Annotated in this window: 16 protein-coding genes; 10 read left to right on the top strand and 6 right to left on the bottom strand. The window is 69.8% G+C overall.

Annotation, left to right across the window (positions count from 1 at the left end; translation table 11 throughout):
• Positions 1 to 49 precede the first annotated feature (49 nt).
• Entirely contained in the window at positions 50 to 679 is a 630-nt protein-coding gene (locus O9Y01_RS07695; RefSeq protein ID WP_269630951.1) for a glutathione S-transferase family protein, read from the top strand.
• Here O9Y01_RS07695 and O9Y01_RS07690 read toward each other — a convergent pair whose 3' ends face one another.
• Both O9Y01_RS07690 and O9Y01_RS07685 read right to left on the bottom strand, forming a co-directional pair.
• The gene (locus O9Y01_RS07690) at positions 680 to 1,369 is read right to left on the bottom strand and encodes a hypothetical protein (RefSeq protein ID WP_269630950.1); all 690 of its coding nucleotides are present in this window, start codon (positions 1,367 to 1,369) and stop codon (positions 680 to 682) included.
• A gap of 128 nt (positions 1,370 to 1,497) precedes the next feature.
• Positions 1,498 to 3,150: an FMN-binding glutamate synthase family protein gene (locus tag O9Y01_RS07685; protein WP_269630949.1), complete on the bottom strand. Its 1,653-nt coding sequence runs from the start codon at positions 3,148 to 3,150 to the stop codon at positions 1,498 to 1,500.
• A gap of 228 nt (positions 3,151 to 3,378) precedes the next feature.
• On the opposite strand from O9Y01_RS07685, the gene sppA reads away from it, so the two are divergent.
• The 5 genes from sppA (at position 3,379) to metW (ending at position 8,436) form a co-directional block, all read left to right on the top strand.
• The gene (gene sppA, locus O9Y01_RS07680) at positions 3,379 to 5,229 is read left to right on the top strand and encodes a signal peptide peptidase SppA (protein WP_269630948.1); all 1,851 of its coding nucleotides are present in this window, start codon (positions 3,379 to 3,381) and stop codon (positions 5,227 to 5,229) included.
• 21 nt (positions 5,230 to 5,250) lie between these two features.
• Positions 5,251 to 5,616 (top strand): hypothetical protein, encoded by a 366-nt coding sequence (locus O9Y01_RS07675; RefSeq protein ID WP_269630947.1) that lies wholly within the window; start codon positions 5,251 to 5,253, stop codon positions 5,614 to 5,616.
• A gap of 277 nt (positions 5,617 to 5,893) precedes the next feature.
• The gene (locus O9Y01_RS07670) at positions 5,894 to 6,595 is read left to right on the top strand and encodes a substrate-binding periplasmic protein (protein WP_269630946.1); all 702 of its coding nucleotides are present in this window, start codon (positions 5,894 to 5,896) and stop codon (positions 6,593 to 6,595) included.
• A gap of 126 nt (positions 6,596 to 6,721) precedes the next feature.
• Positions 6,722 to 7,858, top strand: a complete 1,137-nt coding sequence (gene metX / locus O9Y01_RS07665; protein WP_269630945.1) for a homoserine O-succinyltransferase MetX — start codon at positions 6,722 to 6,724, stop codon at positions 7,856 to 7,858.
• On the top strand, positions 7,858 to 8,436 hold the full coding sequence (gene metW / locus O9Y01_RS07660; RefSeq protein ID WP_269630944.1) for a methionine biosynthesis protein MetW: 579 nt from the start codon (positions 7,858 to 7,860) through the stop codon (positions 8,434 to 8,436). The genes metX and metW overlap by 1 nt, the downstream gene beginning before the upstream one ends.
• A gap of 316 nt (positions 8,437 to 8,752) precedes the next feature.
• On the opposite strand, the gene ppk2 is transcribed toward metW, so the two are convergent.
• Positions 8,753 to 9,931, bottom strand: a complete 1,179-nt coding sequence (gene ppk2, locus O9Y01_RS07655; RefSeq protein ID WP_269630943.1) for a polyphosphate kinase 2 — start codon at positions 9,929 to 9,931, stop codon at positions 8,753 to 8,755.
• A gap of 148 nt (positions 9,932 to 10,079) precedes the next feature.
• Here ppk2 and O9Y01_RS07650 point away from each other — a divergent pair, with 148 nt between their 5' ends.
• Together O9Y01_RS07650 and O9Y01_RS07645 are read left to right on the top strand one after the other, a co-directional pair.
• On the top strand, positions 10,080 to 10,448 hold the full coding sequence (locus O9Y01_RS07650; protein WP_269630942.1) for a VOC family protein: 369 nt from the start codon (positions 10,080 to 10,082) through the stop codon (positions 10,446 to 10,448).
• 14 nt (positions 10,449 to 10,462) lie between these two features.
• On the top strand, positions 10,463 to 11,296 hold the full coding sequence (locus O9Y01_RS07645) for a substrate-binding periplasmic protein (protein ID WP_269630941.1): 834 nt from the start codon (positions 10,463 to 10,465) through the stop codon (positions 11,294 to 11,296).
• A gap of 138 nt (positions 11,297 to 11,434) precedes the next feature.
• Here O9Y01_RS07645 and O9Y01_RS07640 read toward each other — a convergent pair whose 3' ends face one another.
• Positions 11,435 to 12,073, bottom strand: coding sequence for a Vat family streptogramin A O-acetyltransferase (locus O9Y01_RS07640; protein ID WP_269630940.1), 639 nt, complete (start codon positions 12,071 to 12,073; stop codon positions 11,435 to 11,437).
• 152 nt (positions 12,074 to 12,225) lie between these two features.
• On the opposite strand from O9Y01_RS07640, the gene O9Y01_RS07635 reads away from it, so the two are divergent.
• On the top strand, positions 12,226 to 12,978 hold the full coding sequence (locus O9Y01_RS07635) for a tetratricopeptide repeat protein (protein WP_269630939.1): 753 nt from the start codon (positions 12,226 to 12,228) through the stop codon (positions 12,976 to 12,978).
• A gap of 19 nt (positions 12,979 to 12,997) precedes the next feature.
• Here the strand turns inward: O9Y01_RS07635 and O9Y01_RS07630 are convergent, their stop codons facing one another.
• Positions 12,998 to 13,846 (bottom strand): enoyl-CoA hydratase-related protein, encoded by an 849-nt coding sequence (locus O9Y01_RS07630; protein WP_269630938.1) that lies wholly within the window; start codon positions 13,844 to 13,846, stop codon positions 12,998 to 13,000.
• Between the two features lie 162 nt (positions 13,847 to 14,008).
• Here O9Y01_RS07630 and O9Y01_RS07625 point away from each other — a divergent pair, with 162 nt between their 5' ends.
• Entirely contained in the window at positions 14,009 to 14,863 is an 855-nt protein-coding gene (locus O9Y01_RS07625) for an alpha/beta hydrolase (protein WP_269630937.1), read from the top strand.
• 13 nt (positions 14,864 to 14,876) lie between these two features.
• Here O9Y01_RS07625 and O9Y01_RS23165 read toward each other — a convergent pair whose 3' ends face one another.
• Positions 14,877 to 15,272 (bottom strand): DUF4902 domain-containing protein, encoded by a 396-nt coding sequence (locus tag O9Y01_RS23165; RefSeq protein WP_442952735.1) that lies wholly within the window; start codon positions 15,270 to 15,272, stop codon positions 14,877 to 14,879.
• Between the last annotated feature and the right edge of the window lie 11 nt (positions 15,273 to 15,283).

Genomic DNA, 15,283 nt, shown 5'->3' with positions numbered 1-15,283 from the left:
CTGCCCCTAGAATCCGGCCGAAACGAGGACAAGCGTCCCCTGCCCACACATGAAACTCATCGGTTCCCTTACCAGTCCCTACGTCCGCAAGGTCCGCATCGTGATGGCGGAAAAGAAGCTCGACTACCAGTTCGTGCTGGAAGACGTCTGGGCCTCCGATGCCATCATGAAGATGAACCCTCTGGGCAAGGTGCCTTGCCTGGTCATGGAAGGCCAGGACTCGATCAGCGGTGCGGTCTTCGACTCCCGCGTGATCGTGGAGTACGTGGACACCCTGTCCCCCGTGGGCAAGCTGATCCCCGAGCGGGGCCGCGAGCGCACCGAGGTGCGCACCTGGGAAGCCCTGGCCGACGGCCTGCTGGATGCCGCCATCCTGGCCCGCCTGGAACAGACCTGGACCGGCCGCAGCGAGGCCCAGCGCAGCGCCGCCTGGGTGGAGCGCCAGCTGGAGAAGGTGCAGGCCGCGCTGAAGGCCATGAGCCTGGGCCTGGGCGAGAAGCCCTGGTGCTCGGGCAACCACTTCAGCCTGGCCGACATCGCCACCGGCTGCGCCCTGGCCTACCTGGACTTCCGCTTCCCCGCCATCGCCTGGCGCGAGGACTACCCCAATCTGGCCCGCCACCTGGCCAAGCTGGCCACGCGCCAGAGCTTCGTCGACACCGCCCCGCCGGCGGCCTGATCAGGCGGCGATCAGCTGCAGCCCGGCCATGCCTCCCGCATGGGCCGGCGGGCACAGCCCATGCAGCTTGCGGTACAGGCGGGCGATGCGTCGCTCCACCTCGTCCTGCAGCACATACCAGGCCTCGGCGATCTCCGGCACCAGCCAGCCATGCGAGAGCAGGCTCAGCAGGGCCTGCTCCGCCCGGCTGATCAGGCTCAGCGCCGCCAGGGGCTGACGGTCATGGCCGGCCTCGATGCGCCGCGCCTCGCTGGCCTGGCGGCGCATGGCGCCGAAGCTCTGCAAGGCCTGGCGCGCGATGGCCGGGGACATCTGGGCCCGCCCCTGCGCCAGCGCCAGCAGGCTGTCCTGCAGGTTGGGGCCGCGCGGCTGGTCCAGGTGGTAGGCATGGGCCCCGCAGCTGAGCGTGCGGAACAGGGTCATCTCGTCGACGGCATCGCTGATCAGCAGCACGCGAGGGCGCGCCAGCGCCGGCGGCAGCGTGTCCAGGTGTTGCAGCAGGCAGCTCGCATGGCCGTCGCTGAGGTGCACGTCGCTGACCAGATAGGCCGGCATCGCGTGACGCAGGCTGGCCGCCGCCTCCTGCCAGTGCTGACTCGCACCCAGGCAGTGCCAGCCGCTGTCCGCCAAGTCTCCGACCGCCCGGTTCAGGGAACGTTGGCTGTGGCGGAGCAGGAAGACCGAAGACATGCGTGCATTTGCTTACAAGCCGCGCATTCTCCCCCAGCAGGGGGTCTTGACCACCCCGCAGGCACGGGGCTCCGGCCGGGCTCTGCCCGAGATCAAAAGAGCAGCGCAAAAAGCCGGCGCCGCCCGCCTCAGACGGCCAGGAAGCCCCGGCGCAGGGCTCGCACCGGCTCGAAGCTGTGTGCGCTGGCCATGGGCCAGTAAGTCTTGAAGACCGCGCCGGGCAGCTCGCCCTCCAGCAGCGCGCCGGGGCGCACGAAGGGCAGCAGATTGGTCAGCAGGCGCACCTCGTGCGGGCTGACCCGGTGCACGATGTGATTGGCGCTGATCTCGCCGGGATGCAGCAGCCCGGCCGCCTGCACCAGCTCCTGCAGCGCATGCAGGGTGTTGCGGTGGAATCGGTAGACCCGCTCGGCCTTGTCAGGCACCACCAGGGCCTGCTGGCGCAGCGGGTCCTGGGTGGTGACGCCGGTGGGGCAGCGCCCCGTGTGGCAGGCCTGGGCCTGGATGCAGCCCAGGGCGAACATGAAGCCGCGTGCCGAGTTGCACCAGTCCGCCCCCAGGGCCATGGCGCGGGCGATGTCGAAGGCGCTGACGACCTTGCCCGCGCAGCCGATGCGCACGCGCTCGCGCAGGCCCAGCCCCTCCAGCGTGTTGTGCACCAGCAGCAGGCCTTCCTGCAGGGGCGCGCCGACGTGGTCGGTGAACTCCAGCGGCGCGGCGCCCGTGCCGCCCTCGGCGCCATCGACCACGATGAAATCGGGCAGGATGCCCGTCTCCTGCATGGCCTTGGCCAGGGCGAACCACTCCCAGGGATGGCCGATGCACAGCTTGAAGCCCACCGGCTTGTCGCCCGAGAGCCGGCGCAGCTCGACGATGAACTGCATCAGCTCCACCGGCGTCGTGAAGGCCGAATGCGCGGCCGGCGAATTGCAGTCCTCGCCCGCCGGCACGCCGCGGGTCAGGGCGATCTCGGGCGTCACCTTGGCCCCGGGCAGCACGCCGCCGTGTCCGGGCTTGGCGCCCTGGCTCAGCTTGATCTCGATGAGCTTGACCTGGGGATCGCAGGCGTTGAGGGCGAACTTCTCCGGGTCGAAGCGCCCGGCGGGCGTGCGGCAGCCGAAGTAGCCGGAGCCGATCTCCCAGATCAGGTCGCCGCCGTGCTCGCGGTGGTAGGGGCTGATCGAGCCCTCGCCGGTGTCATGGGCGAAGCCGCCGGCCTTGGCCCCGGCGTTCAAGGCCAGGATGGCATTGGCAGACAGCGCGCCGAAGCTCATCGCCGAGATGTTGAACACGCTGGCCGAGTAGGGCTGGGCCCGCTCGCCGCCTATCGTGACGCGGAAGTCGTGGCCCGGCAGCTGGGTGGGCTGCATGGAGTGGTTGATCCATTCGTAGCCCGCGGCCCCCACGTCCTTCTGCGTGCCGAAGGGGCGCTTGTCGGGGTCGCCCTTGGCGCGCTGGTAGACCAGGGACCGCTGCTGGCGCGAGAAGGGCGTGGCCTCGTTGTCGGACTCGATGAAGTACTGGCGCATCTCCGGCCGGATGTATTCCAGCAGGAAGCGCAGGTGGCCGATCACGGGGTAGTTGCGCAGCACCGCGCGCTTGGTCTGGCGCACGTCCCGAAATCCCTGCAGGCTCAGGCCCATGAAGAGGATGAACCAGGGCCAGGCCGGCCAGAAGTACCAGGTGCCCACCGCGCTGAGCACCGCACCCAGGCCGCAGAGCCACCAGCTGAGGTAGCGCAGGGGGAAGTAGTCGTCGACTTTTCTGAGCCAGGGCAGCATGGGGGCGGTCTCCGGATAGGGGGGCGGCAACGGTCGACAGCCGGTGGACGCAAGACCCGACCCCCGGCAGCCCCTCCCCAGGCCTGCAGTGCAGCATCAAAGCGCGCGCCTGTCACGCTGCAGTGCGGTGGCTTTGCGCACACGCCACAGCGGACGGCTTGCTGCACAATCGGCGCGCATCGAGAACCGCGCCCGAGCGCGCGCCCAACCTGGAGGAATCGCATGGGCATGAAGACCCTCGTCTCACCCGTCTGGTGGCTGTTGAAGAAGATCTGGTGGGTGGTGGACGGCATGCGCCGTGCGCTGTTCAACCTCATCCTGCTCCTGCTGCTGGTCGCACTGGTCTGGGGTCTGTTCAGCGGCGGCCCCAAGCCGCTGCGCGACAAGAGCACCCTGGTGCTGAGCTTCAACGGGCCACTGGTGGAGCAGTTCTCAGGTTCGGCGCGCGACCAGGCGATGAACCAGCTGCAGGGCATCGAGCCCAAGCAGGTGCGCCTGCGCGACGTGCTGGCTGCCCTGGAGGCCGCGGGCAAGGACGCCAAGATCAGCCAGGTCCTGCTGGACCTCGACGGCTTCAGTGGCGCCGGCCTGGCCGGCCTGCACGAGGTGGCGGCCGCGCTGCAGCGCGTGCGCGCCGCCGGCAAGAAGGTGCTGGCCTATGGCGACAGCTTCAGCCAGCGCGCTTACTACCTCGCGGCCCAGGCGGACGAGATCTACGTGCATCCCATGGGCGGCGTGCTGCTGGACGGCTTCGGCCGCCAGCGCATGTACTACAAGGACGCGCTGGAACGCGTGGGCATCAGCCCCAACCTGCTGCGCGTGGGCACCTACAAGAATGCCGGCGAGCCCTACATCGCCAACGGCCCCTCGCAGGCCTCGCTGGAAGCCGAGAGCTATCTCTACAACGAGCTGTGGGGCGGCTTCCTGGCCGACATCGAAAAGGCTCGCAAGCTCGAGGCCGGCAGCCTGGCCCGCAGCGTCGAGCAGGCCGACAAGGACCTGCTGGCCCTGCGCGGCGACATGGCCAAGCTGGCCCTGCAGCAGAAGCTGGTGGACGGCATCAAGACCCGCGACGAGGTCCGCGCCCTGCTGATGGAGCGCGGCGCCCGTGACGACAAGGGCCACAGCTTCGCCCGCATCGGCCTGGGTGAATACCTGGCCCGCCAGAAGCCGGCCCTGCCCGTGGGCCCGGCCGTGGGCGTGGTCGTGGCGCAAGGCGAGATCAAGGACGGCTCGGCCGCGCCCGGCACGATTGGCGGCGACTCCACCGCCGAGCTGATCCGCCAGGCCCGCGAGGACGATCAGGTCAAGGCCGTGGTCCTGCGCGTCAACTCGCCCGGCGGCAGCGCCTTCGCCTCGGAAGTCATCCGCCGCGAGCTGGAGCTGACGCAGAAGGCCGGCAAGCCGGTCGTGATCTCCATGGGCGACGTGGCGGCCTCGGGCGGCTACTGGATCTCCATGTCCTCCGACGAGGTGATCGCCGACGCCGGCACCATCACCGGCTCCATCGGCGTCTTCGCCCTGCTGCCCACCGGCGAGAAGCTGATGGACAAGCTCAACCTGCACACCGCCGGCTACACCACCACCTGGCTGGGCAAGGGCTACGACTTCCGCACCGGCCTGGATCCGCGCATGGCCTCGGCGGTGCAGAGCAGCATCCAGCACATCTACGACGAGTTCACCGGCAAGGCCGCCGCGGCCCGCAAGAAGAAGATCGACGAGATCGACGCCGTGGCCCAGGGCCGCGTCTGGACCGGCAAGCAGGCCCTGGAACGCGGCCTGATCGACCGCCTGGGCAGCCTGGACGACGCGGTGAAGGCCGCGGCCGGCCGCGCCAAGCTGGAGGGCCAGCCACGCGTCAGCTACATCGAGAAGGAACCGGGCCGCCTGGAGAAGCTGCTGCAGAGCGTCGGTGACACCCTGGCCCCCGGCATTGCCGCCTCGGTGCGCGCCCAGCTGGGCTTCCATGTCCCGCCCGCACTGCTGCAGCCCCAGCAGGATCTCGCCATGGCCAGCGAGCTGCTGGAAGGCCGCAAACCCTTCTCCACCACCGTGCACTGCCTTTGCACGGCGCCCTGAGACTGACCAAGGAACCACGACATGATGCGCATCGCCGCCGCCTTCCTGCTGCTGTTGGGGCTGTTCTCCGGAGCCGCCCTGCTCGCCGAACCCCTTCACCTGGCCCCGATCAGCGCGGGGCCGGCGCTGTGGGTCTTCTTCCCCCTGTTCAGCCTGCTGGGCTATGTGCTCTTCGCCATGGCCGCGCGCCGGGACCAGAGCCTGCTGGTCACCCGCGTGGCCGGCGCGGCCCTGCTGCTGCTGGCCGGCAGCGCGGCCGCCCTGCTGGTGCTCGCCAGCGCGGCGGTGCTGAGGCTGGAGAGCAGCCTCTCGCTGTGGTACGTGCTCGTGGTCGCCGGGCTGCTGGGCCTGGCCGCCGCCCTGCCCAGTTCCAAGCGGGAAGACTGAACGGGACTCAGCAGGACGGCTTGCAGGAATCGCCGGCGCTGGGTTCCAATGGGGTCAGGCTGAACCTCTCCTGCCCACCCCGTCCACCCATCCCGGCATGGCTGCAGCACCCCTCCCGCCGACGCTCCCCGGCCCGCGCCCACACTCGCGCCCACACTCGCGCCCTCACTCGCGCCCCCATGCGCGACAGCGCCGGCGCAGCGCCTGGGGCGCGGTCCTGCGACTGGGTCTGGCCTGCGGGCTCGCCCTGGCCCTGCCTGCGGGAACGGCCCGGGCCATGGAGCTGGTCAGTGCCGACCTCCCCTCCCTGATCAGCCCGCAGGGCCGCGACGCCCCGGGGCCGCTGGGCGAGTTCCTCGTCCTGCTCTGCGAACGCGCGGGCTGGGACCTGCACCCGCACTTCTACCCCTTCGCCCGCGCCACGCTGATGGCCCGCACCGGCCGACAGGTGCTGATGGCGCCCCTGGCCCGCACGCCGGAGCGCGAGAGCCAGTACCGCTGGCTGGTGCCGCTCTACACCCAGCGCTATGCCCTGATGGGCCTGCGCAGCCGCTGGCCCAAGGGCATCGACGAAGCCCTGGCGCGCCAATCCAAGGTGCTCACCCTGCGTGGCGCCCTCAGTACCGAGAGCCTGCAGAAGCAGGGCTACCGCCAGGTCTCTCAGGAGCCCGACTACGAACAGATCCTGCGCCGCATGGGCGATGGCAGCGCCACGCTGATCTACGGCGCCATCCCCGCGGTGATCGGCGCGATACGCGCGGCGGGCCAGGACCCGCGGGACTGGGTCGAGGGTCCCAGCTATGACCACAGCGAGATCTGGCTGGTGGGCAGCCCGGACCTGCAGGAGCGTCAGGTCCAGGCCCTGCAGGAGGCCTACGAACGGCTCAAGCGCGAGGGCGATCACCAGCGCCTGCTGCAGCGCATCGGGCTGGTGCCGGCAAACGGCACCGGCACCGGGTCTGGACCCGGCGGCCTATAATCCAGCCCACAGCGCCGATTTGTTCCGAATTGCGGGCGCTCAATAAATTCCGCTAAAGAGGGGCGCTCCTGCAACCGGCGTCCGCAGCTTTCGCGGAGCCGGTTTTTGCTTTTGGAGAGTCCCAAGATGGTCCCAAGCTCGGTGGGCGACGTGCAGCCCCAGCGCCTGCGCTTCGAGGCGCCCCTGCCCCTGCGCAGCGGTGCGGAGATCCGCGACTACGAGCTGGTCTACGAGACCTACGGCCAGCTCAACGCCGACAAGTCCAATGCCGTGCTCGTCTGCCACGCGCTCAATGCCAGCCACCATGTGGCCGGCACCTATGCCGGGCAGGAGCGGAGCGAGGGCTGGTGGGACAACCTCGTGGGCCCAGGCAAGCCGCTGGACACGGACAGGTTCTTCGTCATCGGCATCAACAACCTGGGCTCCTGCTTCGGCTCCACCGGCCCCATGCACACCAACCCCGACACCGGCCGCATCTACGGCGCCGACTTCCCGGTGGTCACGGTGCACGACTGGGTGGACGCGCAGGCCCGCGTGCTCGACGCCCTGGGCATCAAGCAGCTGGCGGCGGTGCTGGGCGGCTCGCTGGGCGGCATGCAGGCCCTGGACTGGTCGCTGCGCTACCCGGAGCGCATGCGGCACTGCATCGCCATCGCGACGGCACCCAGCCTGTCGGCGCAGAACATCGCCTTCAACGAAGTCGCCCGCCGCGCCATCGTCACCGACCCCGACTTCCACGGCGGCTTCTTCTACGAGCACGGCGTGGTGCCCAAGCGCGGCCTGCGCGTGGCACGCATGATCGGCCACATCACCTATCTCTCGGACGACGTCATGGAGCAGAAGTTCGGACGCGAGCTGCGCGCGGCCGAGCTGGGCTACAGCACCCAGGACATCGAGTTCCAGATCGAGAGCTATCTGCGCCACCAGGGCGACAAGTTCAGCGAGTACTTCGACGCCAACACCTACCTGCTGATCACCCGCGCCCTGGACTACTTCGACCCCGCGCGGGAGCACGGCGGCGACCTCTCCCGCACCTTCGCCAGCAGCCGCTGCAAGTACCTGCTGGCCAGCTTCACGACCGACTGGCGCTTCTCGCCGGCCCGCTCGCGCGAGATCGTCAAGGCCCTGGTGGACAACCGCCGCGACGTCTCCTACGCCGAGATCGACGCCCCGCACGGCCACGACGCCTTCCTGCTGGAGGACCCCCGCTACCACGGCGTGCTGCGCGCCTACTTCGAGCGCATCGCCAAGGAGTTCTGCTGATGAGCACCGCCCTGATCGAGACCATCGCCGCCCTGGTGCCCGAAGGCTCCCGCGTGCTGGACCTGGGCTGCGGCACCGGTGAGCTGCTGGCCTGGCTGCAGGAGAAGAAGGGCTGCACCGGCTACGGCGTGGAGCTGTCGGACGCCAATGTGCTGGCCTGCGCGCGGCGCGGCGTCAACGTCATCCAGCTGAACCTGGAGGAAGGTCTGGCCGTCTTCGAGGACCAGAGCTTCGACGTGGTGCTGCAGCTGGAGACCTTGCAGCACCTGCGCAATGCCGAGGCCATGCTGCGCGAGACCGCCCGCGTGGGCCGCGTGGGCATCGTCAGCTTCCCCAACTTTGCGCACTGGCCCAACCGCCTGCAGGTGCTGGCGGGCCGCATGCCCGTCACCCGCACCCTGCCCTACGAGTGGTACGACACGCCCAACATCCGCGTGGGCACCTATGCCGACTTCGAGGTGCTGGCGCGCAAGAACCGGCTGGAGATCCTGGACAGCTTCGGCGTGCAGGACGGGCGCGTGGTGCGCCAGTGGCCGAATCTGATGGCGTCGATGGCTGTCTTCAAATTGAAGAGATAACCCCCCCCTACTGGCTTCGCCAGCCCCCCCCAGGGGGGCGAGCGCGGCTGCCCGGCAGAGCCGGATCAGCGCCCTCCGTGTGGGGCGCGGGCTGCGCCGCGCGTCGAGGCAGAGGTGCGGTTCTTCCCTCCTGCGGTCTGCGCGGGGCCTGGCCCTTCGGCAGGCACAAACGGCATGCAGTTTGTGTCCGGCCTCAGCCCCCCAGGGGGGCGAGCGCGGCTGCCCGGCGGAGCCGGATCAGCGCCCTCCGTGTGGGGCGCGGGCTGCGCCGCGCGTTTTTGGGGCGGGGTGGAGTGGTGCGAAGAGGCGTTGGGGGTCAGGTCTTGCTGGGGCCGGCGGCGGACTGGTTTTCGCCGCGTTCGTAGACGACGTTGGCGCGGCCCACGAGCAGGGGGTCGAGCTGGCCGATCTTGTCGAGGTCCTTGTTGGCATAGGGCAGCTGGTGCAGGACGTGGCGCATGGCGTTGAGGCGCGCGCGCTTCTTGCAGTCGGACTTCACCACGGTCCAGGGGGCCTCGGCGATGTCGGTGTGGAAGAACATGGCTTCCTTGGCGCGGGTGTAGTCGTCCCACTTGTCCAGCGAGGCCAGGTCGATGGGCGAGAGCTTCCACTGCTTCAGCGGATGGGCGCGGCGCTCCTTGAAGCGGCGGCGCTGCTCCTCGCGGCTGACGGAGAACCAGAACTTGATCAGGTGCACGCCGGAACGCGCGAGGTTGCGCTCGAACTCCGGAGCCTGGCGCATGAACTCCTGGTACTCGGCGTCCGAGCAGAAGCCCATCACCCGCTCCACGCCGGCACGGTTGTACCAGCTGCGGTCGAAGAGCACGATCTCGCCGGCCGTGGGCAGGTGCTGCACATAGCGCTGGAAGTACCACTGGCCGCGCTCGACCTCGCTGGGCTTCTCCAGGGCCACCACGCGGGCGCCGCGGGGGTTGAGATGCTCCATGAAGCGCTTGATGGTGCCGCCCTTGCCGGCGGCGTCCCGCCCCTCGAAGAGGATCACCACCTTGGCGCCGGTGGCCTTCACCCAGGCCTGCAGCTTCAGCAGCTCCACCTGCAGGCGGTACTTCTGCTTCTCGTAGGCCTTGCGGGACATCAGGTTCTTGTAGGGGTAGCCGCCGCGGCGCCAGGTGGGCGAGAGCTCATCGTCCGGATTGCGGCCGGCCCCGGGCAGTTCCTGCAGCTCGGCCAGCAGGGCCTGGCGCAGGGCGAGGGCATCGTCTGGCGAGGCGCCCGCCAGCAGGCTCTTCACCGAGCTGGCCAGGCTGCCGCCGGGGGATGCCGCCTGTGCCACGTCCTTCAGCGCCTCCAGCTCGCGGGCCTGTGCGGCCTGCAGACGGTCCGACACCACCTGGCGGGCGATGCGCTGGGCGTCGCCGCTGCCGCTGGTGTCACCGGCCCGGGCACGGCGGGGCTTGGGCGCCTGGCTGCCGTTGATGCCGTTGAGGGCCTGGGCCTGGGCGGGGGTGCTGGTGGCGCGGCTGCGGGTACTCATCCTGGACTCCGGGGCTGTCATCAAACCCTCACGGTCGCATCCTTGGGGGATGATGTCCTTGATTCCCGTCAAGTCACTCCCGCAGCACGGACGCCAGCGTGTAGGCTCCGCCCAGGATTCACTGCCATCGAGAGACGAGGAGACCCCCATGATCGGCTACACCACCCTGGGCACCAACGACCTGCCGCGCGCAGCGGCCTTCTACGACGAACTCTTCGCCGTGATCGGCGCCAAGCGCCTGATGGAGTTCGAGCGCGGCTACGCCTGGGGCGTCAGCATGGACAAGCCGGGCTTCGGCGTGCTGCGCCCCTTCGACGGCCAGCCCGCCAGCGTGGGCAATGGCGTGATGGTGGCCCTGGCGGTGGACAGCCAGGAGAAGGTCCAGGCCCTGTACGCCAAGGCCCTGGCCCTGGGCGCCACCGACGAAGGCGCGCCGGGCGAGCGCGGCGGCGGCTTCTACGCCGCTTACTTCCGTGATCTGGACGGCAACAAGCTCAACGCCTTCTGCATGGGCTGAGCGGCGAGGCCACAGTGACGCCGGCGCGACGCGGCTTCCTGCGCGGCCTGGGTCCCGCGCTGCTGGGCATGGCCTTTGCTCCGGCAGCCCGGGCCCGCTGCGAACGCGTCCTGGTCGTGCCCGTTGCGCCCACCGGCTTCAATGTGCAGGTGCTGCCGGACGGGCAGGTACGCGGCGTCTATCCCGACCTGTTGCGCAGCCTGGAGCCGGCCCTGGGCTGCAGCTTCAGCTTCCCCATCGTGCCCCGGCCCCGGCAGAGCCTCATGTTCTTCGAGACCGGCGAGGCCGACCTCTTCCTGCCCGCCTCGCGCACGGCCGAGCGGGACCAGAAGGCCGAGTTCCTGCCCATGCTGCGCCTGACGCCCACGCTGATCACCTTCGGCGCAAGCACGGAGGCCCCACCCGCCAGCGTCGAGGCCCTGGTGGCCCGCAAGGAGTGGCGCGCCGTGGTCGTGCGCAGCTACACCTGGGGCAGTGAGTACGAACGCCTGCTGCGCCGGCTTGAGGAGCAGCATCGCGTCGACGTCGTCGCTGACCTGAAGACCCTGGGCCAGATGCTGCGTGCCGGTCGCGTGCAGTTCACGATCCTGCCGCCCACCTTGCTGCATTCCGCCCTTCAGGACGGCATCAGCGAGGCACGGGCGACCCAGGACTTCCGCTTCCAGCTCCTGAGCGGTCTGCCGCCGTCGGAGGTGGGGACCTACCTCTCGACCAGCACCCTCGATGCCGAGACCCGGCGCCGCCTGCGCCGCCTGATCGAGCAGGCCCTGGCCGAAGGCCGCCTGCTGCAGATCATGGGGCGCTACTACCCCGCCGAGGTGCTGAAGGCGGATGTGCAGAGGCTGTGAGCGGCATGTCCGAACGGGCAGACCAAAACGGTTGCAAGGCCTCAGCGCCGCACCGCGCGAGCCCTGCGGCCGGCAGGAGAAGCGGCGGAGGCACGAGGGCTGGGCCGGAAGGCGCGGCCTGGGGGCACCCAGTCCCGATCAGCGCGGCGCGCAGGCCCGCAGGGCCGCCACGTCGCCGCTCGTGATGGCCTCCAGGCTCTGGCTGATCCGCTCGATGGGCCAGTCCCACCAGGCGATCGCCTCCAGCTCGGCCACCACCTCGGGTGCAAAGCGTTCGCGGAGGAGTCGCGCCGGGTTGCCGCCGTACACGGTGTAGGCCGGCACATCGCTGGTGACCACCGAGCGCGCCGGGATGATGGCGCCGTTGCCGATGTGCACGCCGGGCATGATCAGGGCGTCGTAGCCGATCCAGACGTCATGCCCGATGACCGTATCGCCCTTGTACGGCAGCTCGCCGGGTTGCGGCGCCGCGCGCTCCCAGCCATTGCCGAAGATGAAGAAGGGGTAGGTCGAGATCCCTGAGGTCTTGTGGTTGGCGCCGTTCATGATGAACCTGACGCCACGGGCCAGGGCACAGAACTTGCCGATCACCAGGCGGTCACCGATGAAGGGGAAGTGGTAGAGCACCTGGCGCTCGAAGTTATCGGCGCCCTCGGGGTCGTCGTAGTAGGTGTAGTCCCCGATCTCGATGTTGGGGTTCTGGATCTTGTTCTTGATGAAGCACACCTGGGGAAAGCCGGGCATGGGGTGGGGATTGCTGGGGTCGGGTCCGTGCATGGTGTCCTTTCGCGAGGGAGGCGACGCGCCGCCGACGGCAGGGGTGGCCGTGGTGGCGGCCCGGCCGCCATCGTAAGGCGCGGGGCAGACCGTGATCGTTCGCTATAGTGCCGGGCCAAACGCCCGCCACGAGGCCTGTCCGGGGAGCATCCATGCCTGTCCTTGTCATCCTGCACGTCGCCATCGCGATCTTCTTCGCGGTGCACGCCGTGCGCACCGGCCGCAACACCGTGTGGCTGTTCGTGCTGCTGTCTTTCCCCTTCCTGGGCAGCCTGGTCTATCTCTTTGCCGAGTTCCTGCCCGAGCAGCGTCACAGCCGCCTCGGGCGCAAGGCCGGGGCCGCGCTGCGGCAGATCATCGATCCCCAGCGGGAACTGCGCGAAGCGCGCCTGGCCCTGGAGCAGACGCCCAGCATGGGCAACCGCCTGCGCCTGGCCCAGGCCCTGCTGGAGGCCGACCAGGCAGCGGAGGCCCTGCCCCATTTCCAGGCCTGCGCCCAGGGTGTGTTCGCCCATGACGCCGCCGCGCTGAGCGGGCTGGCGCGCTGCCAGGCCGCCGCGGGCCAGGAGGCCGCGGCCGTGGCCAGCCTGCGCCGCCTGTTCGCCGATCAGCCCGAACGCTACAGCGGCGAGCTCGCGCTGCTGATGGCCCGGCTGCTGGCGGTCGTGCATCCCGAGGAAGCCGAGGCCGCCTTCGAGATCGCTCTGCGCACACACAGCGGCCTGGAGACCCACAGCGCCTGGGGCCAGTTCCTGCTGGCCCAGGATCGCAAGGCCGAGGCACGGCCCGTGCTGGAGCAGGTGCTGAAGGACGCGCGCCTCAGCAGCGCCCATGCGCGGGACTACAACCGCCACGCCATCGCGGCAGCCGAGGCGGCACTGGACCGCCTGGGCCGCGCCGGCTGAAGGGCCTCGCCGTCCGCGATCAGCCCTGCGGCAGCGCCGCCACCGGCTTCAGCGCCTCGAAGCCCGCATCCTCGCGCTTGGCCTGCCAGGCCATGATGGCGCGGCCCATTTCGCCGGTGTCGAAGATGGCGCTCTGCAGCAGGCTCATCTGCTGCAGCGAAGCGGCCACGCCGTGGTCCCGCGCATGGTTCAGCGCCAGCTTGCTGCCGGCGATGGCCAGGGGTGACTTCAGCGCGATCTGCCGCGCCAGGGCCAGGGCCTGCTCGAGCAGCGCGGCCGCATCCGGCGCGATGGCGTTGACCAGGCCCAGCTGCAGCGCGCGCTCGGCGCCCAGGCGCTCGCCGGTGTAGGCCATCTGACGGGCCATGCCGGCCGGGATCAGACCCTGCAGGCGCTGCAGGATGCCCAGGTCGGCCGCCATGCCGATGGTGGTCTCCTGGATGCTGAAGAAGGCGTCGGCGCTGCACAGGCGGATGTCGCAGGCCGCGGCGAGGTCGAAGGCACCGCCGATGCAGCCGCCCTGCACCGCGCAGATCACCGGGAAGCGCGCCTCGTCCAGCACCGTGAAGCAGGCCATCAGGCGGCGCAGGGAATCCTGGAAGGAGAGCCGTGCGCGGGCATCGCCCGTATCCAGCAGGCCGCCCTGGCCCGCGAAGGTCTGCAAGGCCATGCCGGCGCTGAAGTGCTTGCCGGTGGATGCGATCACCAGCACGCGGGCCTGGCCTTCGTCATGCAGGCGCTGCACGGCGTCACGCAGGGCAGGGAAGAAGTCCGGCGCCATGGTGTTCATGCGCTCGGGCTGGTTGAGGGTCAGCAGGGCCACGCCGCCCTCCTGCAGGTCCAGGTCGAAGTAGTGGGCTGCGCTCATGGGGATCCTTGCATGCTCGATGAAGCCGCCAAGCCTAGCGCCGCCGGGGCGTTCGGCCATCGCGCAGGTGACAAGATGGAGAGCTGCCCCTAGGTCAAAGCGCACGCTTCCCAGGGCTTGCCCCAGGGAAAGCCGCCGCCGGCCCTGCCTACACTGCGCCGCATGCGAACCCTGAAGACTGACGATGGCGTGCCCCTGCACTGGCGGCAATGGAACAAAACCGGCATGGGACCGGCCCGAGGCACGGTACTGATCGTTCACGGCCTGGGCGAGCATGTGGGCCGCTACGAGCACGTGGCCGCCCATCTGAACCACTGGGGCTGGCATGTGGTCGGCCATGACCAGCGCGGGCATGGCGCCTCCGGCGGCGCCCGCGGCGACCTGCCCCACGACCGCCGCTTCGAGCAAGACCTGGCCCTGGTGATCGACGAAGTACGGGCCGATGCCACGCTGGGCGCCGGCCCGCTGATCATGCTGGGCCACAGCATGGGCGGCCTGATCGCCGCGCGCTTCGTGGCCGGGGGCCTGCCCGGCGCCGGCTCGCCCCCGCCCTGGTTCCGCCCCCTGGACGGCCTGGTCCTCAGCTCCCCGGCCCTGGCCGTGGACACGAGCGCCTTCCAGCGCGGCCTGCTGGCCGCCACGCTGCCGCTGTTGCCGCACCTGGCCGTGGGCAACGGCCTCAAGCCGGCGTGGATCTCGCGCAGCCAGGACGTGGTCAGCGCCTATCAGCAGGACCCGCTGGTGCACAACCGCATCACACCCACCCTGGCCGCCGTGATCGCCCGCGGCGGCGAGGCCGTGCTGGCCCGCGCTGCCGACTGGACCCTGCCCACCCTGCTGATGTGGGCCGGCGCCGACCGCTGCGTCTCCCCCACCGGCTCCAGCCGCTTCGCCGCCAGCGCCCCCAAGGCCGTGGTGCAGAGCCAGTGCTTCGAGAAGCTCTTCCACGAGATCTTCAACGAGCCCGAGCAGCAGCAGGTGTTCGAGAGGTTGAGGGTCTGGCTGGAGCGGTACTGATCGAGATACGGCATCAGCATGGGGGCTCGACGAAAGAGAGCCCCAGCTGCCGCGCGACTTCGACTCGCCAGTTCAGTGACGCGATTAGACAATTCAAATAGGCCACAGAACGATTGGTACTGAGATACCGAAGCCGTTCGGGGTCGAGCAGGCGCAGATTGCTTGCGACTGTCATCGCGTCCGCCACAAGCAGGCAGTTGGCGGGATAGTCCAGCAGCGCCCAGTCCCAGCCTAGCCCGATGGCGTCCGGACTATTGACGCATGCCCAAAGCGTATGCCCATAGGCCGAGCAACCTGCGCTCAACGCTGTGTCAGAAAGCCGCGTCGTCCGGACATGCGCGAACTTCAGGGCTGTCCTGCTTCCTATAGACCATCGGACAGCCGGCCAGGACTTCGCAGTCCAATTCATCAAAGCCGGCG

The organism is Pelomonas sp. BJYL3, from assembly GCF_027257975.1.
Lineage (GTDB): Bacteria > Pseudomonadota > Gammaproteobacteria > Burkholderiales > Burkholderiaceae_C > Roseateles_B > Roseateles_B flavus.
This window is presented reverse-complemented; position numbering and strand designations above follow the sequence as displayed.